Origin of the sequence: Alteromonas sp. 009811495 (genome assembly GCF_028865455.1) — a bacterium.
Classification (GTDB): domain Bacteria; phylum Pseudomonadota; class Gammaproteobacteria; order Enterobacterales; family Alteromonadaceae; genus Alteromonas.
Genome location: NZ_CP113972.1, coordinates 3,051,417 through 3,077,759, shown reverse-complemented (window position 1 = coordinate 3,077,759; position 26,343 = coordinate 3,051,417). Strand labels below are relative to the sequence as shown.

The 26,343-nt window shown below is 42.7% G+C and carries 22 protein-coding genes; 14 read left to right on the top strand and 8 right to left on the bottom strand.

Annotated features, from left to right (window positions below):
• Positions 1-10: 10 nt before the first annotated feature.
• Together OZ660_RS14040 and OZ660_RS14035 are read right to left on the bottom strand one after the other, a co-directional pair.
• Positions 11-685: a hypothetical protein gene (locus tag OZ660_RS14040; protein WP_274741323.1), complete on the bottom strand. Its 675-nt coding sequence runs from the start codon at positions 683-685 to the stop codon at positions 11-13.
• A 173-nt stretch (positions 686-858) separates the two neighbouring features.
• Positions 859-3,108, bottom strand: a complete 2,250-nt coding sequence (locus tag OZ660_RS14035; RefSeq protein WP_159627123.1) for an acyl-CoA dehydrogenase — start codon at positions 3,106-3,108, stop codon at positions 859-861.
• Positions 3,109-3,374: 266 nt separating this feature from the next.
• Between OZ660_RS14035 and OZ660_RS14030 the strand changes: the two genes are divergently transcribed.
• The 4 genes from OZ660_RS14030 (at position 3,375) to OZ660_RS14015 (ending at position 6,243) form a co-directional block, all read left to right on the top strand.
• The gene (locus OZ660_RS14030) at positions 3,375-3,929 is read left to right on the top strand and encodes an outer membrane beta-barrel protein (protein ID WP_274741322.1); all 555 of its coding nucleotides are present in this window, start codon (positions 3,375-3,377) and stop codon (positions 3,927-3,929) included.
• Positions 3,930-4,072: 143 nt separating this feature from the next.
• On the top strand, positions 4,073-4,330 hold the full coding sequence (locus OZ660_RS14025) for a DUF3081 domain-containing protein (RefSeq protein WP_159627118.1): 258 nt from the start codon (positions 4,073-4,075) through the stop codon (positions 4,328-4,330).
• Positions 4,331-4,455: 125 nt separating this feature from the next.
• Positions 4,456-5,385 (top strand): LpxL/LpxP family Kdo(2)-lipid IV(A) lauroyl/palmitoleoyl acyltransferase, encoded by a 930-nt coding sequence (gene lpxL, locus OZ660_RS14020; protein WP_274741321.1) that lies wholly within the window; start codon positions 4,456-4,458, stop codon positions 5,383-5,385.
• A gap of 240 nt (positions 5,386-5,625) precedes the next feature.
• The gene (locus OZ660_RS14015) at positions 5,626-6,243 is read left to right on the top strand and encodes a TcpQ domain-containing protein (RefSeq protein ID WP_202262114.1); all 618 of its coding nucleotides are present in this window, start codon (positions 5,626-5,628) and stop codon (positions 6,241-6,243) included.
• Positions 6,244-6,273: 30 nt separating this feature from the next.
• Here OZ660_RS14015 and glnE read toward each other — a convergent pair whose 3' ends face one another.
• Positions 6,274-9,177 (bottom strand): bifunctional [glutamate--ammonia ligase]-adenylyl-L-tyrosine phosphorylase/[glutamate--ammonia-ligase] adenylyltransferase, encoded by a 2,904-nt coding sequence (gene glnE, locus OZ660_RS14010; RefSeq protein ID WP_274741320.1) that lies wholly within the window; start codon positions 9,175-9,177, stop codon positions 6,274-6,276.
• A gap of 97 nt (positions 9,178-9,274) precedes the next feature.
• Here glnE and OZ660_RS14005 point away from each other — a divergent pair, with 97 nt between their 5' ends.
• Positions 9,275-10,180, top strand: a complete 906-nt coding sequence (locus tag OZ660_RS14005) for a DUF350 domain-containing protein (RefSeq protein WP_226433017.1) — start codon at positions 9,275-9,277, stop codon at positions 10,178-10,180.
• Between the two features lie 30 nt (positions 10,181-10,210).
• On the opposite strand, the gene OZ660_RS14000 is transcribed toward OZ660_RS14005, so the two are convergent.
• Positions 10,211-10,588, bottom strand: a complete 378-nt coding sequence (locus tag OZ660_RS14000; RefSeq protein WP_342455323.1) for a GIY-YIG nuclease family protein — start codon at positions 10,586-10,588, stop codon at positions 10,211-10,213.
• Between OZ660_RS14000 and hldE the strand changes: the two genes are divergently transcribed.
• Positions 10,587-12,017 carry a bifunctional D-glycero-beta-D-manno-heptose-7-phosphate kinase/D-glycero-beta-D-manno-heptose 1-phosphate adenylyltransferase HldE gene (gene hldE / locus OZ660_RS13995; RefSeq protein ID WP_274741319.1) on the top strand — a complete coding sequence of 477 codons (1,431 nt, stop codon included), beginning with the start codon at positions 10,587-10,589 and terminating at the stop codon, positions 12,015-12,017. The two genes, OZ660_RS14000 and hldE, sit on opposite strands and share 2 nt — an antisense overlap.
• A gap of 113 nt (positions 12,018-12,130) precedes the next feature.
• Positions 12,131-13,198 carry an XrtA/PEP-CTERM system-associated ATPase gene (locus OZ660_RS13990; RefSeq protein ID WP_202262110.1) on the top strand — a complete coding sequence of 356 codons (1,068 nt, stop codon included), beginning with the start codon at positions 12,131-12,133 and terminating at the stop codon, positions 13,196-13,198.
• A gap of 131 nt (positions 13,199-13,329) precedes the next feature.
• Here the strand turns inward: OZ660_RS13990 and OZ660_RS13985 are convergent, their stop codons facing one another.
• The 4 genes from OZ660_RS13985 to OZ660_RS13970 are packed head-to-tail and all read right to left on the bottom strand — an operon-like array spanning position 13,330 to position 18,220.
• The gene (locus tag OZ660_RS13985; RefSeq protein WP_274741318.1) at positions 13,330-15,012 is read right to left on the bottom strand and encodes a TIGR03016 family PEP-CTERM system-associated outer membrane protein; all 1,683 of its coding nucleotides are present in this window, start codon (positions 15,010-15,012) and stop codon (positions 13,330-13,332) included.
• On the bottom strand, positions 14,981-15,988 hold the full coding sequence (locus OZ660_RS13980; RefSeq protein WP_274741317.1) for an XrtA-associated tyrosine autokinase: 1,008 nt from the start codon (positions 15,986-15,988) through the stop codon (positions 14,981-14,983). Before OZ660_RS13980 ends, OZ660_RS13985 begins: the two co-directional genes overlap by 32 nt.
• Positions 15,988-17,556: an XrtA system polysaccharide chain length determinant gene (locus tag OZ660_RS13975; RefSeq protein WP_202262107.1), complete on the bottom strand. Its 1,569-nt coding sequence runs from the start codon at positions 17,554-17,556 to the stop codon at positions 15,988-15,990. Before OZ660_RS13975 ends, OZ660_RS13980 begins: the two co-directional genes overlap by 1 nt.
• A gap of 31 nt (positions 17,557-17,587) precedes the next feature.
• On the bottom strand, positions 17,588-18,220 hold the full coding sequence (locus OZ660_RS13970; RefSeq protein WP_202262106.1) for an XrtA/PEP-CTERM system exopolysaccharide export protein: 633 nt from the start codon (positions 18,218-18,220) through the stop codon (positions 17,588-17,590).
• Positions 18,221-18,369: 149 nt separating this feature from the next.
• Here OZ660_RS13970 and OZ660_RS13965 point away from each other — a divergent pair, with 149 nt between their 5' ends.
• From OZ660_RS13965 to OZ660_RS13935, 7 genes are read left to right on the top strand one after another with little or no spacing between them, the layout of a single operon-like run.
• Positions 18,370-19,782, top strand: a complete 1,413-nt coding sequence (locus OZ660_RS13965) for a TIGR03013 family XrtA/PEP-CTERM system glycosyltransferase (RefSeq protein WP_202262105.1) — start codon at positions 18,370-18,372, stop codon at positions 19,780-19,782.
• Positions 19,783-19,784: 2 nt separating this feature from the next.
• On the top strand, positions 19,785-20,621 hold the full coding sequence (locus tag OZ660_RS13960) for an XrtA system polysaccharide deacetylase (RefSeq protein ID WP_274741316.1): 837 nt from the start codon (positions 19,785-19,787) through the stop codon (positions 20,619-20,621).
• The gene (xrtA, locus tag OZ660_RS13955) at positions 20,602-22,092 is read left to right on the top strand and encodes an exosortase A (RefSeq protein WP_274741315.1); all 1,491 of its coding nucleotides are present in this window, start codon (positions 20,602-20,604) and stop codon (positions 22,090-22,092) included. The genes OZ660_RS13960 and xrtA overlap by 20 nt, the downstream gene beginning before the upstream one ends.
• Before the next feature lie 4 nt (positions 22,093-22,096).
• Complete coding sequence (locus OZ660_RS13950) at positions 22,097-22,906, top strand: glycosyltransferase family 2 protein (protein ID WP_274741314.1); 810 nt, start codon at positions 22,097-22,099, stop codon at positions 22,904-22,906.
• 5 nt (positions 22,907-22,911) lie between these two features.
• Positions 22,912-24,837 carry an asparagine synthase (glutamine-hydrolyzing) gene (asnB, locus tag OZ660_RS13945; protein WP_274741313.1) on the top strand — a complete coding sequence of 642 codons (1,926 nt, stop codon included), beginning with the start codon at positions 22,912-22,914 and terminating at the stop codon, positions 24,835-24,837.
• Positions 24,815-25,960 carry a glycosyltransferase gene (locus OZ660_RS13940; RefSeq protein ID WP_274741312.1) on the top strand — a complete coding sequence of 382 codons (1,146 nt, stop codon included), beginning with the start codon at positions 24,815-24,817 and terminating at the stop codon, positions 25,958-25,960. The genes asnB and OZ660_RS13940 overlap by 23 nt, the downstream gene beginning before the upstream one ends.
• A complete protein-coding gene (locus tag OZ660_RS13935; RefSeq protein WP_274741311.1) occupies positions 25,944-26,339 on the top strand; it encodes a hypothetical protein in 396 nt (131 codons plus the stop codon). The genes OZ660_RS13940 and OZ660_RS13935 overlap by 17 nt, the downstream gene beginning before the upstream one ends.
• The last annotated feature ends 4 nt before the right edge of the window (positions 26,340-26,343 follow it).

Sequence of the window (26,343 nt, the reverse complement as noted above, 5' to 3'; positions counted from 1 at the left end):
AAGTAAAACGCTATTCGTTTCCATCCTGATTTATGCGATTGGCGATTGCATTTGACAATGCACTATAAAGATATGCGTGCTTCTTGTTTATAACATGTACCAATTTATGCTCAACAATGGGCAAAAACTCAATGCCTTGCTTTTCGAAAATAGCATTTTGTGTAAAGTCGCTGGGCAGAATGGCGTAATTAAAACGACCATTCACAAGCAGTTCTAAAACATGATTGAAATCATCAAACTCGAAAATGTTAGCCGCAATACTGGCCTTGGGTTTACCCATGTTAGAAAAAAAACGAGTTGTTACCGCTATGGCATTACTGGCGTCATTAATGATGTCGCTGTGACACGGTGCATTGCGAATGCACAACAAGAAAGAGGCACCCTGTGAGAAAGGCGGTTCAATCGCTATGATATTGTTTGAAGGCGTAGCAACAACGTCGTAGCGAATAACATCGGCATCAGTCATTCCTTCTTCTAGCAGGCGTAAACCCCGCTCTCCACCCACTTCAACAAATTCGGCAGTTATACCAATATCGGCATACACCTGCTCCATAAATGGTTTGTAATGGTTTAGTACTCTGGGGTGACTGACATAACCAATAATAAAGCGGTCTTCGTTTGCTGAAACACAAAGTCCAATAGAAAACAATGTTATTGCTAACAGAAAAGTAAACGCAATTCTCACTCTTACATCCTTGAAACTCGAAAAATACGCATGTTTGCAGCTATGGGATATCGCAATAAAAGTTAGACTATAGTTGAGGTATTGTCTAATGAAGTGGTGCGATAAGAAGTTAAATTTAATTCAGGTAAAAAAAAGCCCCGGCTATTGCCAGGGCTTTGGGTTACTAACGCTGCTTAGGCTGCGTTTTGACCGCCATCAATCGCTTTAAGCGTTTGTGACGCTGGAACAAGTTCCATGTCAAACGTGTATTCGTCTACACGAACCGCAAGTTTGCGTTTTTCGTTGTAGTCGTGAAGCTTAGCTGCTTCATCGGCATTAACTACACCTTTTTCTTGAAGCTTGTTAAGCGCATGCTCGAAAGAGATAAACGGTACAACCGGCTCTTTGCGCAGTGCTTTTTGCACTTTACCAAGAAGGTGAGCAACTGCGTGCTTGGCTTTAAACGCCTGCTCGTTAATGTCGTTACCGTCACCTGGGCTTACGCGCACAAGGTGCGTTAGCTGTGCCTTAACACTGTTGTCTTGCATAGATGCAATTGACAGCTCACGCACTAGATCATCGCTGATACCAGCAACACTGTTAGAGTACGTGTTTGTTAGCAGACGCATTAAACCGCGTGTTGCTGTATTCGGGAAATTGTTGATGAAATTAACAATTGCCTGATCAGCTTGTTGTAGTGACCACTGCATTGCATACTCAAAGTACGGTAGAGCAAGTTTTCTATCTTCGATGCGCTGCTCGTAGAAACGAATTGCAGCCATTGCGCCGTAAAGGTAGCTCATTACGTCACCTAAACGTGCAGATAGAAGCTCAGCTTTCTTCAAGTCACCACCAAGTACCGCAAGTGACAAATCAGCAAGAGGTGCTAGTTTCGCAGAGATGCTGTTAACGCGCTTCTCGTACTTACGTACTTCTGGAAGAGCAGACTCGCTGCCGCGTAGGAACGGAAGGTATGCCTTACCGAAGCTACGGAACGCGTTCTTCACACTGAAACCTACAGTTTTACGAAGCACTTTGTTGAACTCTTTATCCGCAGAACTTTCGTTGCTGTGAATTAGGTCAACCATGTCTTTTAGGTAAGGGTGACAACGCATAGCACCTTGACCAAAGATCATAAGGTTACGCGTTAGAATGTTTGCACCTTCTACCGTAATGGCGATAGGCAATGCTGCGTAACCGCCGGCTAACGTGTTTTGTGGGCCGCGTTGAATCGCTTTACCTGCTTGGATATCCATTGCAGAGTTCATTACATCACGACCTAGTTCAGTCATGTGATATTTCGCGATAGCCGTTACAACAGATGGCTTAACACCTAGACCAAGACCTTCAGTAGTTAATACACGCATCGCTTCTAGTAAGAATGTCTTACCAGCGATGTCTGCCATTTTCTCTTGAATACCTTCGAAGCGACCAATTGGAAGACCAAATTGCTCACGTACAAATGAATATTCAACCGTACCTTTAAATGCTGACTGTGCTGTTGCCACGCCCATTGCTGGAAGTGAAATACCACGACCTGCACCAAGACAGCTAACTAGCATCTGCCAACCGCGACCGATGTTCTTCTGCCCACCAATGATGAAATCCATTGGAATGAATACGTCTTGACCACGAGTTGTACCATTGTAGAAACGTACGCCCATAGGATCGTGACGGTTACCAAGCTCAACACCAGGGTGTGACTTAGGTAGAAGAGCACAAGTAATACCTAGCTCTAACTTGTCACCTAGAAGTTGGTCTGGGTCGAATACTTTAAAGGCAAGACCAAGAACTGTCGCAATTGGTGCAAGCGTGATGTAACGCTTGTCCCAGCTTACGCGCAGACCAAGTACTTCTTCACCGTTGTACTCGCCTTTCGTTACGATAGCTGCGTCAGGAATAGCACCTGCGTCTGAACCTGCTTCTGGGCTTGTTAGCGCGAAGCATGGAATATCGCGACCATCAGCAAGACGAGGCAGCCAGTAATCTTGTTGCTCGTTAGTACCATAGTGCATTAGTAGCTCGCCTGGGCCTAACGAGTTTGGAACCATTACGGTTACCGCAATCGCACCGCTTTTTGCTGCAATCGTTGCAACAATAGTCGAGTTTGCATATGGGCTAAATTCAAGACCACCAAATTTCTTTGGAATGATCATTGAGAAGAAACGGTTCTTACCTAGGAAATCAAGAATTTCCTGAGGAATGTGCTTGCCGTTACCTAGTTCGAAATCATCGACCATGTTCAGTAATTCTGTTACTGGACCGTCCATGAATGCTTGTTCTTCTGCGCTCAGTTTTGCCTGAGGGATATCGCGTAGTGCCTGCATGTCAGGCTTACCCTGATAAATAGAAGATTCAATCCACACGTCACCCGCATCTAGGGCTTCTTGTTCTGTGATTGAAATTGGGGGTAATACTTTCTTTAAGCTAGTTCTGATACTCATAATAACTCATCCGCTCATCTGACCAGTTGTGTGTATTAATACTACACCAGATTCGAAAAAGATCAAATTTTGTAAAAATTAATTAATATTCATGTGTTTAATCATTTATTTTGACAGGGGCTGTTACAAATAATTCAAACAGTTGTTCAATATTGCGCCGTTTTAACATTTGTTAATTACGTGCTGCCTAAAATTGTGCGCATTCAAGTTGATTTCCACAGGTTCTCTTTTATAGTTGTGAGTCAACTTCAAGGAGAGTTAAGTTAATGATTAAGTGTCTTAGTCCACTGATGAAAGCGGCCGGTTTAAGTGTGCTAGCAGCAACAGCAATGTTTTCGACAAATGCTTCAGCGAACGGTTACGGTGTAGTTAATATTGGCTATGGAAATGTTGATACCGAAGTGGACAGCGAAAGTGACGTCAGCTATTCAGCAGCTATTGGATATCAATTTCATAGGCAGTGGTATGTAGAGGGTGGTTACGTATCGCTTATTGATGTCGATACTGACGAACAAATACTGTCTAGCAAGGGACCTTATGTTGCCTTATTAGGGAAAGCAAGTAGTCAACAAGGTGAGCTTTTTTACAAAATTGGTGTGGCTAACATCGATATTGAACAAGCGTCGATTAATAGCGGTGCATGCGGTGACGATGTATTGGTTTGTGGATACGACGATGATGTTATTGCTGGATTGGTAGGGCTTGGCTTCGACTACTACGTAGGTAACCAATCCATGTTGCGTTTTGAATATTCGTATTTTGGTGGGAAAGACGATTTTTCCGCTCATGTTCTTAACTTGGGATTCAGGTATAACTTTTAAAGCGAGTGGTGTAGAGGCGTGGTAAATCCTTTGCCGTGAATTAGTCAATACGCCCACCGTTTGGCGAACATATTTTTTCTAAAAGCAAATCCAACTATTGGTGTTGTGTGTATCAAACATAACTAAATAACAACGGATTAATTATGAAAAACGAACTCGACAGCAAGTTTCTTCTTCAAGTATTCGATAAGATTCGTCAAAACGGCGCAAAAGAAAACGAGCAATACCATTTGATGGGTATAACTGCGTTTACTGACCACGATGGCTATACCTTGTTTATTGAAGATGCCACAGTTAAGTTACAATTTGGTTTTCACAATCAATATCATTTTGATTATGACACTAAAGAACAATACGAAGCATTCGAGAAAAAACTAAAGCAAATCGATAAAGCCTACTAAGCGCGCGCCAGCGCGCTTTTATCTTATTTTCACTCGGTGCTCACCGTATCCTGACTTGCACCACATAGCCGCAAAAAATTCCTTCTGTTACAATACTCGCTTCGTTTATTGTAAGGAAATCGACATTGGCAGCGGCAATCAAAGCTCCTCAATTTAAACTCGCCTTCCTAGGGCCTAAATTTTGGCCAGTGTGGCTGGGTGTATTTATTTTGTATCTTATTACGTGGCTTCCACTACCCGTGATAAGACGCATTGGTGCAGGTACTGGGCGCTTGATAGCACTCATTGTACCTAAGCGAGCAAAAGTCGCGAAAAAAAACCTAGCCTTGTGGAACCCGGCACTTAGCGAGAAAGAAGTCGAAGCTCTATTTAAAGAAAACGTGCGCCGCACGGGAATGGCCCTATTTGAGACGGCTATGGGCTGGTGGTGGCCTTCGTGGCGCGTAAAGCGAGCTATCGAGATAGAAGGCACCGAACATGTTGAAGCAGCCTTTGCTAGAGGGAAAGGGGTGTTTGGTATGGCACTTCACAATATGAACCTTGAATTTGCATGTCGCGGGATTGGCTTTTTTCACCCGAGCATCGCGTTTTACAGAAAGCATAACAATCCGTTAGTTGATTACCTTCAATATCACGGTCGCAATCGTTCAAATAAATATATGATAGACAAGCGCAATGCCAAGGCGCTGTTGGCTGCATTAGATGAGCGAGAATTGTGTTTGTATTTACCTGACCAAGATTACGGACCTAAACAAAGTATATTTGTGCCATTTGGTGGTGTTGAGGAAACAGCAACAACTACGGCGACATTGATGTTTATTCGCCGCAGTAACAGTGAGCCTATGATCATTACATCCCAATATACTAAGCGTGGTTACAAAATTAAGATTTATCCACCACTTCACGGTCTTGGTGAAATGGAAGATAGAGAAGCGCTTGCCATGTTAAATGTGCATATTGATGCGGCAGTGAAAGAGCAGCCCGAAAGCTATCTTTGGATGCACAAACGATTTAAAACAAGACCTCCACACAATCCTACATCACTTTATGATTAAAGCGTCTTTGCACATTCATTGGTGATGTCTTTGATTTGGCTGGTATTGGGCGTTCTGTTTGATTTTGGCCTTTACAGTGGCAAATTTAGATAAATAGGCTAATGGGTTAACCACACTACTTAGACTAAAATAAAAGAATATAAGTTGAATAAAGCGATGTTCTACACGTAATGTGTTACACCATTATTTGATATAAAAAATATGAAATGTCACTAATAAAGCAGTAGGTAAAAAGGAATTATGGCACAAACAGGTTACTCAAGTTCATCATTTTGGGCAAAACAAATAGGGCTTGCTGTAGCACTTGTCGTTATTGCAGGAGTACTAATCTTTGTTCTACAAAATAGAGAACAAAGCGCTGTGCCAGAGTCGCAAATTGAGGAAAAATCCATTTCCCGTGGACTCAGCGATTTTTACCGAGACTTTAGAATGTCAGCGACTGACCCTGTGGAAGAAGAGCAGGGGGACTTTGTTCTTGATATCGCTGGTGTGGATCCAAATTTAGATAGCAAGCTTGCGCAAATGTCTAGCCAAACTCGTCCAGTGGAAAAGAACTGGACTGGCGAGCATAAGTATCGCACCTTTAAGGAAGGTAACACCTTAAGAGAAGCCATTTCACAATACGCCCAAGCGGAAGGTATGCAACTGATTTGGAACCTAGAGCAAGACTTTGTCATTAAATATCAATTCCAATTGGACAATACTGTGTCTGGTTCATTGGCTAAAATTGCCAGTGCCATTGATGGTAGTTTTGAGGGTGAAGTCAAAGCGTACTTATGTGCCCGTCAGCGCTCGTTAGTGGTGACGGCGAATGAAACTGAGTTTCTAACCACTAATTGTGAAATTGTTAGAGGGTAAATTAACCGCTGTAATCTGTTAAGTGTGGTACTACGATGTACCACACTTCCCAAATAATGCGTTGTATTGTGTTGTTACACGTTCTCGAATGACTTCAAGCTCTTCTGTTTGATCTGCAAATTTAGTGTCAGCCAGCGTAAGATGATGGTATTGCTCACGCAATGCTAAGTAGGCATTTTGCAGTTCGTTTGCCGTTTCTTGTTTAATTAGGTTTCCCGATGCTGCAGCATCAAAGATACGCAAGTTGTCAGGGTATACAGTAAGTGCGTCTAACTGATGCGCATGGGCTAAAACCCAGTATTGCGCCATAAACTCGATATCGGTAATGCCGCCTTCACACTGTTTCAAGTCAACTTTATCATCGCTATTATTCAGTAAATGCTCGCGCATTTTTATGCGCATTTTACACACATCTTCAGCAAGGGTAGCGACATCTCTTTTTTGGCACAATATTGCCTTTCGCACATGCTTAAACGCTTCAAGTAAAGATGCATCGCCACATATAGCGCGAGCTCTTACTAGTGCTTGATGCTCCCACGTCCACGCTTCTTCTTTTTGGTATTTCTCAAAGCCATCAATATGGCAACACAACAGCCCTGCGTTACCAGACGGCCGCAGCCGCAAATCGGTTTCGTACAACTGCCCAAATAAGGTTTTGGTGTTGAGCAGATGCATAATGCGTTGTGCAAGTTTGATATAAAACTGTTGTGACTCAATCGATTTAGTGCCATTTGTTGTGCTACCTCTAGGCGCATTGTGCAAGAACACTAAATCAAGGTCAGAGCCATAGCCAAGCTCATAGCCGCCAAGCTTGCCATAACCAACGACAGCAAACCCTTTGTCAGCACCTTCTAAGTGGCTGGGGATCCCGAAACGGGCCTGCATCTGTATCCATGCAGCGTTAACTACATTGTCTAGAATAACTTCGGCTAAAACTGTTAATTTATCGCTCACATTGTTGATGGGCAAAGAATCACTAATATCACTAGCCGCAATACGCAGCTGCTGACAAAGCTTAAACTGTCGCCATGCATCCATCAGCATTTCAACATCGTCTTGTTCAATGCGCAGCATGGTTTCTCTAAGTTCTAGCTCGTATTCACGTTTGCTGGTGACAATGTCGGTATTTTGTTGGCCTAAATAGAGCGGCGTGAGTAACTCATCGAGCAATAATGGAAAGCGCTTAATTTCCTGTGCTATCCATTCACTGCGTTCACACAAACGGACTAATTGTCGCAATACGTCAGGGTTTTCAAGTAGTAAGTCAAGGTATGTTGTTCTACCTGTTATGGCCTCAATCACACCTAGTATTCGGTGTAACACATAGATTGCATTAGTTGGGTGTTGATTTACCAACACATATAAAATTTCAGGAAGCAGTTTATTTAGGGTGTCTTCACCTTTTTGCCCCATGCGGTAGTGACGTTGTTTTTCTTTAAAGTCAGATAAGGCGCCAAAAATACCGCTTATTTCAATGTTGGATAAATGGTTGCAAAATGCATCACGAAACTCTTCTTCTTGAAGTGAAAGACGCCATGCGTCTTGGCAAGCAGAAAAGAGTGTATCTTCTTCGTCATGGGTTTCTTGCGACTCCTCGACTAGCTCATTAAAATGACCATGGATCCGCGCCATGGTAGCTTCTAATGATTTTAAAAAATCCTCATAGCGTTCAAAATTCATGACGTCAGTCAACGCGTTTTGCTGCCAGAGCGAATCTGGAAGTGTTTGCGTTTGTTTATCTTCACATTGTTGAAGGGTGTGTTCGACTTTACGTAAAAACAAATAGTCGTTGGTTAACTGCTGAGTTACTGATTGCTCAATAATTCCAATCTCATGAAGCGCACAAAGCGTAGTAAGTAATGACTTACTTTGAAGAGAAGGCTCTCTGCCACCGTGTATAAGCTGAAAGCTTTGCGCAAAGAATTCCACTTCTCTAATGCCGCCTGCGCCCAATTTGATGTTGTTGCTTAAACGACGACGGCGAATTTCAGTGGCAATAAGCTTTTTCATATTGCGAAGTGCGTCAAGCGTAGTGAAGTCTAAGTAACGTCTGAACGTAAAAGGATGAAGAATACTTTTTAGCCATTTCGCATTGTCAGAGTTATCGTCATTCACTATACGTGCTTTCACCATTGCAAAGCGCTCCCAATGTCGACCTTGATCTTGGTAATAGTCTTCCAGCGCAGCAAAATGCATGACTAATGGACCAGAGTCACCGAAGGGGCGCAAGCGCATGTCAACGCGGTAGACTTGTCCATCATTGGTAACCTTGTTAAGGGCTTGAATGAGCTTTTGGGCTAGCTTGGTAAAGAACTGTTGGTGCTCTATAGATTTCCGCCCTCCCTGGGTTTCCCCTTTTTCAGGGTAGGCAAAAATGAGATCGATATCAGAAGAAAAGTTGAGTTCTTTACCACCTAGCTTGCCCATGCCAAGAATATACATGTGCATCTCACCGCTATCACACGTGGGTTTTCCGTAACGATTTATAAGATTGTCGTATAACCATTGGTAAGCTGAGCAAATCAGAGCATCTGCTAGTGCTGACACTTGATGCAACGAGTCTTCAATTGACTGTTTGTTTAGTACATCGTGAAAGGTAATGCATGCCATCTGTTGATTGCGAATGTTACGCAAACATGACATCAATTGGTCTTCATTAGAAACCTCGTCCAACGCTTCTGCTAACAGCCCTTTATAGAAAGAAAAATGCGCTTTTGTGGGGGGCGCTTGCATGATGGTTGTTAGTGCATCAGGGCATTTTGTGAGTGTGTCAGCGAGAAAAGACGAGCGAGAAAATGCCGTAATTAATGTTGTTTTATGGGCTTCAATGGCTGCATTGCTCTGCTCGGTTGAATGCGGTGATGACAACAATTGCTGCCACAACTTTTCGCTGTGTTCTCGGTTTGTCATGCTATTTTCGTCGTCTATTGGCATAATACTCGCTTATTACTTATTGGTAGCCTTGCATGGGCAAGCAGGCCCTAATCGAATACACACGAACTATAAAAAGAGTTCAGGGAGCAAAGATAACGTGGAAGCCTTGGTAAAACTAGTACCTCTATCGGAAGAATTATTGATCTATCTTGCAATGGATGTAGGCATAGCACTAGTACTATTGATGATCATGAAATGGGTGACGGGGGCAGTACGCGAGTACTCTGTTACTGAAGAGCTAGGCGTTAAGGACAATTTCGCGTTTGGAATAAGTATTGCCGGTGGCATGTTATCGCTTTGTATTGTGCTGAGCTCTGTTGTAGGTAGACATGTAGGGCAGGGCTTTAAAGAAGCGGCAATTGGCATGGTTACGTTTGGTGTAGTGGGTATATTACTCGTGAAACTAGGCCGATTCGCGCACGATAAGTTAGTACTTAACAAAATAGATACCCATGAAATGATTGCCGAGCGCAGTGTAAGTGTTGCGCTAGTAGACGCTGCCAGTTTGGTGGCAAGTGCCATCGTACTACGAAATATCATGCTTTGGGTCGACGGCAGTGACATGAATGCGCTCATCGCTATTGTCACAGGCTTCTCAGTGGTTCTCACTATGTTGCTCGTCATGACGCGTATTTTGGAATTTAGGTATGCTAAAGACAACCAAAACGATTCTTTTCAAGGTGCGCTAGAAAAAGGCCAACTGGCGTTAGCAATAGAACACACGGGGAATTTATTGGGTACTGCTATGATAGTGTCTGCTGCGAAGAACCTTTTGATTTACAGTCCATCGGGGTATGTGAGTAATGTTACTGGTTGGCTGATTGTGAGTGTTTGTATGGCGGTGGCACTGCACATTCTTGTGTTGGTAAGTAAGAAAATTATTTTGTTTGGTATGAACTATCGCCAAGAAGTTGACCAACAGCATAATGTCGGCGTCGCCGCGCTTGGTTTTACCTTAAGTATCGGCAATGCAATGATTATCAATGCAGTATTAGGCGGCTAACCGTTATTCTGCAAAGAACCCTCTAGTTACTCAGCTAAACTGTTCTTTAATACATACTAGGTCATTGAGTACACCTTGCTCGATGACCTTGTTTTTTTGCGACCGACTAAAGCGCTTTACTTGTACTTCAAGCTTAGCCGCCTGAGATTTACCCTCTACCTTAAAAACAGCGCGAAACTCTAGTGGTGCTTTTCCCTTTAGGGCTTTTGCGCCGCCTTTTTTCTCACCGCGGTGTTGTGCAATTCGCCGAATTGGGTCGGTGGTAATGCCAGTGTAAAGCTGACCTAACTTGTTCTCGATTAGGTAAAGATACCAAGGGTTATTTACGTCGCTACTGTGGGTATTGCCCTTGTTGGCTGTTATACTCTGTGCCAATGTACTCACTGTCTTATAAGTTATTTTCAGCATGATATTACCAGATTTTACAAAAGCAAAAGTGCTTATTGTTGGCGACCTAATGTTAGATCGTTATTGGAGTGGTGGCACCGGACGTATATCGCCCGAGGCACCTGTGCCTGTGGTCAATGTGAATAGTGCTGAAGATCGAGCCGGTGGAGCTGCAAATGTTGCGGTAAATGTGGCAACCTTAGGCGCTCAGGTAACCTTGTTGGGCATGTGCGGTAATGATGAAAATGCCCGCATATTAAAAGAGCGTTTACAAACCTACGATATCAATTGCCAATTCTTCGCCGTTCCAGGTTTTGACACAATTACCAAATTGCGTGTTATGAGTCGTAACCAACAACTGCTTAGACTCGATTTTGAAAAGAGTTTTGCTGATGCCAATAAGCAAGACTTAGAAAAGGCTTTTGACAATGCCTTAGATGATGTTGATGTTGTGATTTTGAGTGACTACGCCAAGGGGTGCTTGAGTAACCCTCAAACACTGATTGCACGTGCAAGAGCAAAAGGTAAGCGCGTAGTGGTTGATCCCAAAGGCAGTGATTTTTCTAAGTACGCTGGCGCTACGCTTATTACGCCAAATATGGATGAATTACGCGGAATTGTTGGTGACGTTGATTCAGAGAAAAGCTTAGTTGAAAAAGCCAACACATTAAAAGCTGACTTAGCGTTAGATGCGCTGCTTGTAACCCGTTCAGAAGACGGTATGACGCTATTTGAAAGTGAAAATACTGAATTTCATCTACCTGCAAAGGCCAAAGAAGTTTACGACGTGACTGGTGCTGGCGACACGGTAGTATCAACCTTATCAGTGGCTATGGCGTGTGACCTTCCACTACAGGCTGCTTGTGTGTTGGCTAACCTAGCGGCTAGTGTGGTTGTGGGTAAGCTTGGCACGTCAACGGTGTCTAACACTGAGCTTGCTCTTGCACTAGGCGAGCAGTCTGTGCATCTAGACGGTGGGGTTATGACAGAAGACCAACTGGCTATAGCGCTAAAAGCAGCTAAAGCCCGTGGCGAACGAATTGTAATGACCAATGGGTGTTTTGATATATTACATTCCGGTCATGTGTCTTACCTAGAGGAAGCGGCGCAGCTGGGTGATAGGCTGATTGTGGCGGTAAACACCGATGCCTCTGTTACGGCGTTGAAAGGCCCTGGTCGTCCGGTAAACAATGTTAATCGTCGTATGGCTGTCTTAGCTGGGCTAAGTGCGGTTGATTGGGTAGTCCCGTTTGAAGAAGACACGCCTCAGCGTTTAATTGCACGATTACTTCCCGATGTCCTTGTGAAAGGCGGCGATTACAAAGTAGAAGACATCGCTGGTGGTAAAGAAGTGATGGCTAATGGTGGTCGTGTCGAGGTGTTATCCTTTGAAGATGGCGTTTCTACTACCGGTATCATTGAGCGCATTACGCAAAACAAACTTCGATAAGCGGTGAATGATGTAAAATCATCTTCTGCGCACATTTAACACTTCGATATAAGCGTGTTGTTGGGTACTATAGCTGCGCGCTTTTTAAACACGATATTCAACGGTAATTTTGCATGTACGAAAGTTATTACGGACTTAACTCGAAACCGTTCCAGTTAACCCCAGATCCTGCCTTCTTCTTCGCCAGTAAGTGGCACAAACGAGCCATGTCTTATTTGCAGTACGGCCTGTCGCAAGCTGAAGGATTCATAGTTATTACAGGTGGTATTGGTACCGGTAAGACGACTATAGCAAATAGCCTGCTTGAAGAGATAGAAGACGATATTGCCGCAGCACAAATCGTGACACCTAAGCTATCACCTGATGAGTTAGTAAAAATGGTGGCAGCAAAGTTTGATATCGCCACTGAAGGACGCTCAAAAGCAGATATTCTCAAGGCACTAGAGATATTCCTGTATGACCTGAATAGAGCAGGGCGCAGAGCGTTATTGCTTGTTGATGAGGCGCAAAACTTACCTCTGGAAACAATTGAAGAATTGCGGATGCTAAGTAATTTTCAGCTTAACGGAAAGCCGCTTATTCAGAGCTTTTTGTTGGGCCAAGAAGAGTTACAGCCAATATTACGCGCGCCAAATATGGAGCAATTCCGACAACGCATCGTGGCTTCATGCCATCTTGCGCCACTGACACTTGAAGAGTGTAAGGAATACATTGACTACCGTTTACATCATGCAGGTTGGAACGGTTCGCAATTGTTCAGTGATGAAGCGCACGAGCGTATTCACTTGTTCACACGTGGGGTACCGCGCAAAATTAATACCCTTATGGACCGCGTCATGCTTTACGGCTTTCTTGAAGAGCTAGATACATTTTCAGCTGAAGCTGTCGATGAAGTCATAGAAGAAGTTAAAGCGGAAATGTTTGAGCCAGATAAAACTGGCGCGGAAGTGACCGAGCATATGGGCTTCGCAGACAGCCCTGAAAGCAAAACGGTGATGACACCTAAAGGTAATGTAATACGCGATACTAAATATTATCTTGATATGTTAGCTGAGCTTGTAGACGCGTTAGACGACGCGATATCGCAAAAAGTGAAAATGACACAGTACGTAGATAAACTGATGAAAAAGAAGTTCAAAACCTACGTTCGCTTAAAGAGTGATGACAAAAAAGAGCAGTAAAACTACTCGCTCAATTAAAACGCAAACAACAAAAAAGCGCCTGATACGTTTTTACGTACAGGCGCTTTTTTATTAGACCGTTGTTGTCAATTCAGCATTTATTCATGCCGTCGACGGTGACAAATGGAGAATTAATCGTAAGTGTAGGTGATCCCTAACGTAATGCGTCTATCGGTGAAGTTAGCGCCAAAGAAGCCGTTACTGATACCGCCACCACCTATTAGGTCTCCACTTCTATCGACATAGTTCAAATTCGTGTAAACCTTCAATACGCGACCAAACGTACGCTCAATACCTAGCGTAGCATTCCAGTTGTCACTTTCGCCACTGTTAAGCGTTTCAGAACGTTGAGTTATATTGGCGTAGTTAACACTTGCATTCACATTAGTATAATTACCAATACGATAAGCCAAGGTAGAGCCCAAAGAATATGTACGTGTAAGCCTATCTTGATCAAGCGCATCATCTTCTGAATAGCGCCACGACATACCTAGCGTTACCCGTGAAAAGTCGTATCCCATTTGAAAGTTACTACTTTTACGAACAATGATGTCATCGTTAAACTCAAGGTTCTGCGTGGTGATTTGTACAAATTGCTCGTCTGCATTTGGCACATAGCTTAAGCTATTTGGCTGAAAGCAACTTGCGATTGAGCCTGAGTTAACAGGGCAAACAAACACGCCCAAGTTTTCCGGGTCTGCCAATAATCGGCTTGTGTTTGTCACATCTTCTGTGTACCCAAAAGACGTTCTAAAATACTTGGAATTGTAACTTATATTGGCGCCAGCCGTTTCACCAAAGAATCGGCGGCCGTAGTTTGCGCTCAAACTAGTGCGTGAACTAAACGCCCACTGAAGGTCAACTCCAACAAAGCTTTCGCCGTCATCATTTTCAATATCTGAATCAGTGGTATTGGCGGTGAATGAAATGTACCTATTTTGGCTTTGGCGATACGTTAAACCGGCACCATATGAATTAAATTTGCGAACCAAGCTTGTAGTATCATTTCTGTCTGATACTTGGTTACCTTCATGAGTACCGGTTAATCGAATTGCCCAGTGCTTTACGAAATGGATATCTAAAAAGCCCGATGCATTGCGCGATATAAAGTCACCTTGTCCTGCTTGTGCGCGGTCAGTGTTTTGGAAACTGCCCGTAACATTCCATATTACGTATTCTGCTCTATCACCATTAACAAGGTTAGCTGACATCTGATAAGTGTCATTGTTCAGTGCAAAGCCGTTATTCAGCGCATTCTGTTCAGATGCTACATCTGAATAAGAAGCTTGCCCACGGCCTCGTACCCAGTCGCCTTGCGTTAGGGCAGTAGACACGCCAATACGATTTGAGCGCGTCTTGGCTAGAGCGTCTGCGTTTGTGAAAAAGTCAGATACCAAGAAGTTTCCAGCCTGGGCATTTCGATAATTCAATGCACCAGATGCTTCAAACTCTAATAATTCATCAAAAGGTGCCCAATTAGCAGAATAGCTATACTCGCCATAGGTATCTTCTCGGCTAGCATCGTCGTTGTCACGTTCTAAATGAGTAAGTTTACCTTGCCACAACCCATTGAATGTCCGAGACTCATACGAGGCGTTAACGCTTGGATTAACCGAAAGTGTCGTTAACGAAAACGTGCCATTTTCTTCGGAGTCAACATCCTGAAAAATACCTTCGGCCGAAGCGTTTGCTGTGACTTTTAGTTTCGCTAGCGCCACATTACTGTTTGCAAGCAGTAAAGTGGCGACAACAGCACAAAGCGGCTTTTTCGCAAAGCAATACTTAGTTGCTTCGTTCTGAGTAATAGTATCCATAATATCCGCTTCCATCGGTGTCATTATGTATTGATTTGTTCACAACAAAACCAATTGCCATATCTGGGTTTAATCGCTCAACCGACATTTTAATGTCATTTATTTTCGCTCTACCTTCTTCCACCACAACAACAGCTTGACCCGCAAAGTTAGCAAGTATGGCACTTTCGTTAATACCGATAAGCGGTGGCGTATCAAAAATAACAATACGATCAGGATAGCGGTTGGCAAATTCATCTACAGTATCGTGCATCTTCTGACTGGCTAGCAGTTCCGTAGACAAGTGGTGTGATTTACCCGCCGGAATTATCTTAAGTTTGTCGATATTCGTTGGGTACAACACATCAGCGATATCTTCAACATCACCTGTCAAATACTCCATCAAACCTTTTCGACGCTCTAAACCTAACGTATTTAATACATTAGGTTTTAGCACGTCAGCGTCAACAAGCAGTACAGTTTTGTCTTGCTCTGACGCAATACTCATTGCAAGGTTAGTTGCCGTAAAGGTTTTTCCTTCAGACGGTCGACTACTTGTCACCATAATAATATTAGGGTTGTGGAGCGTTTTTGACAGAGAACCGAAAGAGTTTGCTAAAAGCTTACGCTTTATTTCACGATACTCTTCGTTAATTTGCTTTCTTTCACCGGTTAATGAAATATGACCATTCTTTTCCAAACGTTCGAAATCAATCACGAACTCAGGAAGTGGAGAACGCTGTGGTTGATTACTAGAAGCGGGTGATTGCTGAGCTTCACCTTTGGGTAACTCTGCTTCTTGAGTAACTGTTTGAGCTGGAGTTTCGCCTGTAACTGGCGTATTGGCTTGAACAGAGTCAGCAGAATGCTCTGTGGGCGTGTTAACCTGTGCGTCCACCTGAGGGGATTCTTGATTCAAATCATCCGTGCTGGCTTTCTTACTGTTCGCCTTTGCTTCTCTTTGTTTCTGGAGTGCTTTTTCAATTGTATTTTTCATTAAAATAAGCCTCCGAATAAATCAATATTCATAATTTCCGCGGCAATTAAAACACTGTACATCGCGACAATAGCACCGCTGGACATTAAGAATATAATCAAGCGAGACCTATTGGTTTTATTAATTTGTTCAATATTTAAGTGAGTTACTGTTCCCCAAATAGGGTAGTCAGATACGCTAAGTAACTGCTTAGGTCGTATTAGTACCGGTTTAAGCTGGCTAACTAAAAACGCCATAGCAATACCTGCACCAAAGCCAAGAATTAGCACGGCAGTATAGAAAATTATTCTATTAGGGCCTGAAGGACGTTTGGGCAGTAGTGGCGGCTCAATTATTCTGAACTGCAAGTCTTCTGCAGATACATCAGCTCTTCTTGATAAATCCGCAGACTCTTTTCTAGAGAGCAATTCTTCATACTTACGCTTTGTAATACCGTAATCACGGTTTAACGCACTAGACTCAGCTTCAATTTGGGGTATCAAGTCTACTTTGCTTTCAAGCGCAGCAATTTTACCCTCAAGATCAGTTTCTTTCACGCGAAGCGATGCAATTTGACTCTCAAGGCGACTTGCTTCAAGGGATATTTCGCGATTAAGTTCTGTTAGTGGTTGGCTTCCGTTGTCATCAGCTTGATTTAAAAACGCATCTATTTCAGTTTGACGAGACTTTTCTAAGCTTTCAAGTAACGCTGTCGCTTCCACAACATCTGGGTGCTTATCGGTAAAGCGAAGCTTTAATCGGTCAAGCTCTTCTTCCAGTGTTTTAATACGGTCGTCATATCGGGTACGAAGCACGGGCTCTTCCGCATCGGTAACACCAAAACTATCGCTGCGTTTCGCATTGTTAATCTGATTTTTTAGTGACTGAGCTTGTTGTTGTGTTTGCTTTATTTGAAGCTGTGTTGCCTCTAGCTCGTTATTGAGCGACTGCAAACTAGAATAATAGGTACCCGCAAGTGGCAAAATGTCATTGTATTGACGCTTAAAATCAGCCAGACGCTGTTCAGCCTCAGACAATCGCGATTCATACTCGGCTATTTGCTCATCTAGAAAGCGACCCGCCGTGTCAGTATCTTTTCGATTGTTACCCAAGGCACCTTCAACAAATAAGTCTAAGGTTTCTTGCACAACACGCTGAGCTACTGTGGGCGATTCATTTTCAAATGAAATATTGAAAATGTTATCTCTTCCTGTCGATTGCAGTGCAATATCTTTTGACAACGACGTAACCAAGCTTTCAAATTCAGCCTCGGTTGATGTTGTAATATCTAAATCACTTTCACGCGCTATTTTTTCAACATTACTGCGGCTTAGTAATGTTTTCGCCATCATTTGAATTTCTTGGTCAGGGTTAGTTTGAATGGCGAGGCCGCGAAGAAGCGGTTGAAGTACTGAACGTGTATCTACATAAACCTGAGCTTTTGAAGAGTACACGTCCGGAAGTGTTGCTACATATAAAAAGCCGATCGGACAGATCAGCCATGAAAATATAATTACGTAACGCTTCTTTATCCAGACACCCTTGACGTAGTCAAGGATCTGAGTGAGCGTTTGCTGTAAATCCTGCATTTTATTTTTTGTTCCGTATACTACTTAACAACTAGAACCAGGCTTCTGGAATAATAACGATATCACCCGGTAACATATCCACGTTTTCTGAGATATCACCGTCGCGAATAAGATCGTCAATATTAATATCGAACGTTTTCTGATTACCATTTACTACGCGTACAAGTTTTGCCCCGTTACCGTTAGCAAATTCGGTAAGACCACCCACTGCTATCATCAAATCTAGCAATGTCATGTGTTCTGTGTAACTCACAGCGCTTGGATTAGTTGCTTCACCAATAACTCGAACCTGCTCACTTAAAGGCCCTGTAAAGTTGTTAACACTTACTGTCACGCGTGGGTTGTTAATATAAGTAGATAGTTGTTCTTCTATTTCACGAGCGAGCATGGTGGGAGTTCTTCCCGCAACGTCAATATCTTCAACTAGCGATGTGGTTACCTTTCCGTCGGGGCGAACAATAAAGTTGCCAGACACTTCAGGGTTACGCCAAACAAAAATGGTCAGCGAATCACCTGGACCAATAAGGTATTGGTAGTCGTTAACGTCGGTAGTTAGCGACGCGCGGGTTGTTGCTTGTGGCAAAACGCCAGTGTTACTACAACCACTAAGGCCTATTAAAACTAATGTTGCACAGCAAGTAAGTAGCGTTCTAAAACGGAACATAAGAGATCATCCTACACTCATTATGGTTAAATTGTACTTTAGTCGTTTACCCTACGGTAAATGTCACTATAATGCCAATAACAATTCTAGTCTATTGGAATAAATCCCTTTATGATGGGAAATATCGCTGTAGTTTTAGGGGGCCAGGGGTGGCAGTAAACAAGCGCAATCAAAATAAACGCTCAAATATTTTAGTAGTAACAGAGGCGTTGCTCATTGCATACATGGGGTACATTTCCCATTTCATACTTACTCAAATAGGTATGTCAGCAACGGTCTCGGTAGAAAAGCTCATTATTAATGTGGGTATGCTCACCGTTTCTATACTGCTTTGTTCATTGTCAGTGGGATTATACGAGGCCAAGCTTCGTGAAACATTCCGCGGCATCATTCGTCGTATCTTTGTAAGTGTAGGTCTTAGTTACTTTTTAGTTGAAGTGCTTAGTCGTGCATTCTTTGACGAACTGGTAATGGACTCCTACTTTTTACCCGCTGCTGTTAGCTCAATTATAATCACACTAGTGGTATTCAGGTATTTCACTAATCGTTTAGGGCTACTTGGCTTAGGGAAAGTTCGTATTCTTGTATTAGGTGCAGGAGAACGTGCTTCCATTATTGAAAAGAGAATGCGCCGCGACGTAGACCGAATTGGTTTTGAGTTAGTGGGTTTTATTCCTATTCCTGGCGATAACCGTGAAGATGGCATTAGAAAAGAAAAAATCATACATCTGAAAATTGACGATAGCTTCCAGCAATTTATTGCTGACAACGACATTGAAGAAATCGTTATCGCGTGTGACCAACGCAGAGGTACTTTGCCTGTTGAGGTGTTATTTGACTGTCGTTTACGTGGAATCGAAGTAACTGAATTACTCGATTTTATGGAGCGCGAGACTGGTCAAATTGTTGTGAACCTGATGTACCCAAGCTGGGTTATTTATTCAAATGGTTTTCAGAGCCAGAACTATTTACGAGATGCATTGGATTACACCTTAAATGCCGTGCTCGCCATATTCATTCTGTTTTTTGTATGGCCCATAATGCTATTTACTGCCGCTTTCATTTATTTAGACGATGGAAGACGCACAGGTGTTTCTGTTTTCTACAAACAAGAGCGTGTTGGACTGAACGGAAAACTGTTCAAAATTATAAAATTTAGAAGCATGCGCCCAGACGCTGAGAAAGACGGTGCGAAATGGGCAAGTAAAAATGATGATCGTGTTACACGTATTGGTCATTTTATCCGTAAATACCGCATAGACGAACTACCTCAGTTACTGAACGTCTTTAGAGGCGAGATGGCGTTTATTGGTCCACGTCCTGAAAGACCACAGTTTGTAGAGCAGCTTGTAAGAGAAGTGCCTTACTACAATCAACGTCACAACGTGAAGCCAGGATTGGCGGGTTGGGCACAGTTGAATTACCCTTACGGTGCAAGCGTTGAAGACTCAATGGAAAAGCTTAAATTTGATCTTTACTACGTAAAACATCAAAGTTTGCTGCTTGATATTCTAATTTTGATAAGAACCGTTGAAATTGTTTTATTCGGTAAAGGGCGATAGAAATGAAGTTAGATAGTCGCCTTAATGCGATGACTGTAGATGTAGAAGATTACTTTCAAGTATCTGCCTTTGAAGATGTCATCAATAAGGAAAGCTGGGATTCTCAACAGCTGCGAGTTGGACAAAATACTCATCGCTTACTTGATCTTTTTGCCGAAAATAACGTGAAGTCGACATTTTTTACGTTAGGTTGGGTAGCTAAGCGTTGCCCTGACGTGATTAAGCGAATTGTCGACGAAGGTCATGAGCTTGCAAGTCATGGTCTAGAACACCAACGTGCGACAACTATGTCACAAAGTCAGTTCAAGGAAGATGTTTATGCGAGCAAATCTATCCTTGAAGACGTGGGCGGTACAGCAATAAAAGGCTACAGAGCACCTAGCTTTTCAGTTAACGATTCGAATACATGGGTGTACGACGTGCTTGTTGAACATGGTTTCGTCTATTCATCTAGCACCTATCCAATAGAACATGATTTATATGGTGTTCCGCAGTGGCCAAGATTTAAATACGAACGCAAGGAGGGTATCACTGAGATACCTATTCCTACCATTCGCAAGAAGGGAACAAACGTGGGCATAGGCGGCGGAGGCTTCTATAGGCTTTACCCGTATTGGCTTTCTAAAAAGCGTATTATGGCGTTCATGGAAGCGGAAAGCGCTCCGTATAGCTTTTACTTTCACCCTTGGGAAATAGACCCTGATCAGCCATATATAAAAGAGGCAAATTGGCGGTCTAAGTTCAGGCATTACATCAACCTCTCAAGAATGGAATCCAAAATTGAAAAGCTGTTAAAGGATTTTAACTGGGGTAGCATGTATGACGTCTATATCAAATGATGTCCCTAATACATATCGAAACGTTACTATAGCGCCTATGCAAGCGGCCTGCTTACTGGCCCTTGCAGTGCTTTGGCTGATTGCCTATTTCAGTACGTTTGAACAAATTGTTTTAACGTGGTTCGAGTCGACCACCTTTGAACATGCGGTTATTATCGCACCCATTGCTATTTGGTTGATTTACCGAAAGCGTTATGCCTTCGGATTGGCTCGTCGACGCAATATAGATGTCACTCTAGGCTTTGCTGGATTGCTAGCGGCCGTTCTGCTCTTTGTGGTGGGCAAACTATCTTTAATAAACGCATTGCAGCAATTTGCGCTTATGTCTATGCCTCTTTTCTTTGTATGGGGAATTTTTGGCTTTGTCACACTGCGGCATTTATTCTTTCCACTTTTTTTCCTGATTCTGTCAGTGCCTTTCGGCGAGTTTATGATTCCGCATCTTCAGGAAGTGACGGCCGATTTAACTGTCATGATGCTAAAAGTGGTAGGCGTGCCCGTTTACCGTGAGGGATGGTATTTACAAATTCCAGAGGGACTTTTCCATGTCGCTGAAGCTTGCAGCGGTATTCGCTTCTTATTTTCTACTATAACCATTGGCTTACTTATTGCGCACTTGGAAATTCGTTCCAGAATTAAACAAGCCGTTTTTCTTGCCTGTGTACTTGTTATTCCAATCCTTGCCAATGGTATGCGCGCATTTATCATGGTTTATATAGGCCATGTAAGTAATATGGAGGCGGCCGTTGGGTTTGACCATCTTGTTTACGGATGGGTATTCTTCTTCTTTGTTACAGCCTTGGTGCTGGCATTTTCACGCCTATTCTATGACGAAAAGTACGTGCCCAAATTTAGTGACAGTACAACGACAGTGGCGTTGCCTAAAAAGCGTTTCGCTGCTGCAGTCATTGTAATTGCATTAGGTCCTGTTTTCATGGGGGCTTTCCACAGTCAGCAAACACAAGCACTGGAGCAAGTGAGTGAAGATGGCGTAGTACTAACCGACATTAAATCACTATCGGGTTGGCAACCAATTTATACGGGTTTTGACGAATATCGTTTTGAGACAGTTCAAATCAACGAAGCGACTATCATACTGCATGAAATTACCTATGTGACCGAAAACGAAGAGAAAGAGTTAGTTACATGGAACAACAAGCCATATGACCCTGAAGTTTGGTCGGTGGCAGAGTCTGAGGCGCGAGTAATAGATAAGGCGCAGCAGCGCTTCCACTATAAGTATTTGCAGCTGAAAAATGGCACGGGCAGATCGATCCACCTGGTATATATGTGGAAAGTTGGTGATGTATACACGGTAAATCCGATCACTGTGAAAGGAATGCAAGTATTGAATAAGCTTTCTCTTAATGACTTTGGTGGTGTGGCATTATATGCTGCATCTGAAGGGAACGTATCACAACAAAGCTTGATCGAAGCGCTGATAAAACTAGAACAACAAAAGAGTGAGTGAGCAAGTGGATATTTCAGTAGTAATTCTGTCTTTTAACTCTGAAAAGCATATAGGCAAGTGCTTAACCGCACTTTTTGACGCGTTACAAAGTGCAGAGTTAACCGGCGAAGTTTTTGTCGTTGAAAATGGATCGGTGGATAATTCACTTGAATGTATTAACCAATACGCTGACAAGTTTGGTAGCGCGCTACACGTAATAAATCTTGGTGAAAACACCGGTACAACATTTTCAAGAAATCAAGCACTAAAGCGTGCATCAGGCAAGCACGTGTTAGTTTTAGACTCCGATGCCTACGTTAATGCAGAAGCACTTAAGCGATTAATCAGTTACCTAGAGCAAAATAAGCAAGTGGGCTTAGCTGTGCCAAAAGTGACTTATGCATCTGGTAATTTCCAGCTTTCATGTGACAAGTTTCCCACGCTATGGGGTAAAGCAAAGCGTTTCCTATTCTTGAAGAAGATGGAACAAAAACCCAATGACTTATCTCTAGTTAGCGATCCTGTTACGGTTGATTATGCTATATCAGCATGTTGGATGTTGCCTAAGCACGTTGTAGATAAAGTGGGAATGTTAGATGAAAAGATCTTCTACTCCCCAGAAGATGTCGATTACTGCATTCGTATTTGGGAGGCTGGCTTCCAGATTCACTACGTTCCAGATGTATCCGTAATTCATGACGCGCAGGAATTGTCGCGCGGTTTTAAGCTAAATAAATTCCATTTTTCGCATCTCGCGGGCATTTTTTACCTTATGAAAAAGCATAGATACTTCTGGGGTTTAAATGGACTTTACAAGCGAATTCAAAGGAGATAGCTCCCGTGTGTGGCGTAGTGGCTTGGGTAAAAGCGACAACTGACGGAAAAGTTGACGAGTCTACTTTGCGTTCAATGACAGCAACGCTTCATCATAGAGGCCCTGATGGAGAAGGGTACTATATTGACGGCAATGTGGGATTGGGGCACAAGCGACTATCAATTTTAGATGTTGAAAATGGCAAGCAACCCCTTGAAAGTGATGGCGTTGTATTAAGTTACAACGGAGAAATTTATAATTTCAAGCAACTAAAATGTGAACTAGAAGCTTTAGGGCATGTTTTTGCTTCGCAATGCGATTCTGAAGTTTTGTTATTCGCATGGAAAGAGTGGGGCGTATCAGCGGTTCATAAATTGCGTGGCATGTTCGCATTTGTTATTTATGACAAGCCTCAAAATACACTGTTTGTAGCCAGAGATCGTTTAGGTATTAAACCGTTACACTGGGCAAGAACATCACAAGGCGATTTGTTATTTGCGTCTGAGCTTAAAGCTATTACTGCGCATCCAGATATTGAAAAACAACTGAACCCCTGTGCCATAGAAGATTTTTTCTCGCTAGGCTATGTGGCCGACCCTAAAACCATCTTCAAAGATGTATTCAAATTACCGCCAGCACATGTTATTTCAATAGATTTAAGTGACCCAACGCGTGATGTAACTCCGGAGTGTTATTGGGAAATTGAAAATTTTGTTTCTGATGAAATTACCAGCGAGCAAGACATAGGCGAAGAGTTCGCTCGGCTGACGGAAGAGGCGATTACGCTACGTATGGTAGCTGATGTTCCGTTAGGCAGTTTCCTTTCAGGTGGTATTGATTCATCAGTGATTTCTGCTGTAATGCAAAAGCACTCTGAAGTACCTATTAATACCTTTTCAATTGGCTTTGACTTATCTAAGTATGATGAGTCTTTTTATGCGAAGCAGTTGGCCACGCAATTAGGGTTTAGGCATTTGAACACTAGTGTTTCCATTAATGATTTAACCTTTATGGAGACCTTGGTTGATATTTACGATGAACCCTTTGCAGATAATTCGGCTATTCCAACATTCATACTATCGGGTGTTGCGGCGCAGCATGTAAAAGTAGCGCTGTCTGGTGACGGTGCTGATGAGTTGTTATACGGTTATCGCAACCACAAAATGTTGTGGGTTGAAGAGAAAATCCGCAAGTGTTTGCCAGACGGCGTACGCAAAAAAATGTTTGGTACATTGGCAAAACTCTATCCCAACCTTAAAACTGCTCCGAAATTTTTGCGCGGTAAAACAACCTTAAACGCTTTGTCTGGTAACGCAATAAGCAGTTATCACAATGCTATTTCTATCACGCATCAAAATGAATTAGCCCGCTTGTATTCGCCGCAACTTAAAGCGCAATTACATGGCTACAGTAGTTTGAGCATGTTTGATGATATAGCGAAGAAATGCAAAAGCACTAACAGCCTTAAAGCTATTCAGCTTATAGATTTTAAAACCTATCTTGCAGGTGGCATTCTTACCAAAGTAGACCGTGCAAGCATGAAAAACTCGCTTGAAGTGCGCGTACCCTATTTAGACCATCATCTGGTTGAGCGTACGCTGGCTGCATCTCCATCACTCAATTTATCGTGGGGCCAAACCAAGAGGCTTTTGGTCAACGGTTTTAAACACTTGCTTCCCTCATTTGTCACTAAGCGAAACAAAATGGGGTTTTCATCACCCATCGACGAGTGGCTTCGACAGATTCCCAAAGAGAGTTTGAAAAGTAAACTTTCAGAGGGGGCGCTGGCGCAAACTGGGCTATTTTCTCTAGACGGTATCAGCATACTGCTAGATGAACATCACGAGCGTGGTCACGAACATGGGATGACTATTTGGTCACTTCTTATTTTTAACGCATTTTTAGAAAAACACTTTGGAACACAAAAAAGTGAAAATATTGTATCACCATAGAATTGCCTCGAAAGATGGGCAGTATGTTCATGTCGAAGAATTAACTAACGCGCTTGACGAGTTAGGGCACGAACTTCATTTTGTTGCGCCGCAAGTTAATGAAAATGCGGATTTTGGTGGTGATGGCGGTTTTGTAAGTAAACTCAAAAAAGCATTACCCAAAGCGTTGTATGAAATCCTTGAGCTGAGCTACAGCGCATGGGTTTTCATCAAGCTTGTGGTTGCTATTTTAAAGTTTAAGCCCGAAGTTATTTACGAGCGTTATAACCTTTATCAACCTGCGGGAGTGCTAGCAGCAAAGCTATTCAATATTCCTTTGCTACTAGAAATTAATGCCCCTCTTGCTGAAGAGCGCGCAAAATATAGTGGTCTGGCGCTACAAGGCTTTGCCAAAAAGATAGAAGACTTTACCTGGAGAGGCGCCACACATTGCTTGCCTGTTACTGATGTTTTGGCTGATTACATGCGAGAGGCCGATATTCCAGAGTCAAGAATAACGGTTATTCACAATGGTGTAAGGCAGCAGTTCATTGACGAAATGATGCAACATGACATCAACGTTAATAAACAAGAAATTGTTATTGGGTTTACAGGTTTTATTCACCCATGGCACGGAATGGACAAAGCTTTAGAGGCAATTGCAGAACACAAGGAACTTCCGCTGCGCTTAATTTGTGTGGGTGATGGGAATATTTTACCTGACTTACGGCAGCAAGCTGAGAGGTTAGGCATTTCGGAAAAAGTGGAGTTCAAAGGTCTAGTTACACGCGATAAAGTATTGGATTTTGTAAAAGAATTCGACATTGCGTTACAGCCTGATGTAACCGCTTATGCATCACCTTTGAAAATGTTCGAGTATATGGCCGTTGGTGCTTTAATAGTGGCACCGAAAACGTCGAATATTCAAGAAATACTAAGTGACGATACAGCGCTCTTCTTCGAAAAAGGCGACAAGGCTGAATTCAAAAAAGCGCTTACTACTGCAATAACGTCATACAAAGTTTTAGACTGCAAACGCAGAGCGGTTAAGCAAAGCGTATTAGATAAGCAATTTGTGTGGCAAGAGAATGCGAGAAAGGTTGTTGATTTGGCAAAGAGAGTAGCAAATGAAGCGCATAATTAGTCTGGCTGTGTTATTCGTATTACTTATAGCGTTGGGTAGTGTACTTGTTCTAAAAGGTAATGAATCAATTGCGATTTGTAAGCCAAGTAAAACGTCAACGCCGTACTGTAAATTTGTTGGTAAAACCACACAAGTGTATCTAAATAGTGATGGTCTGGGTTTGGTGTTTATCGACGGTAATATTGACACTAAGAGTGCATCTGATTTTGGATATGCTATTTCTTCAGGAAGTGCGTTTGCCTTTGATATTCAAAATTCACATGGCCGGGCAATGTTTGATATGGCGTTATTGGCTCGGCAGCACAATTTCACAATAGAAGTACACGCTAGAGAAGTCGAACAAGGCTATCTCTTAGCTGATCGTATATGGGTAAAGTAGAGGA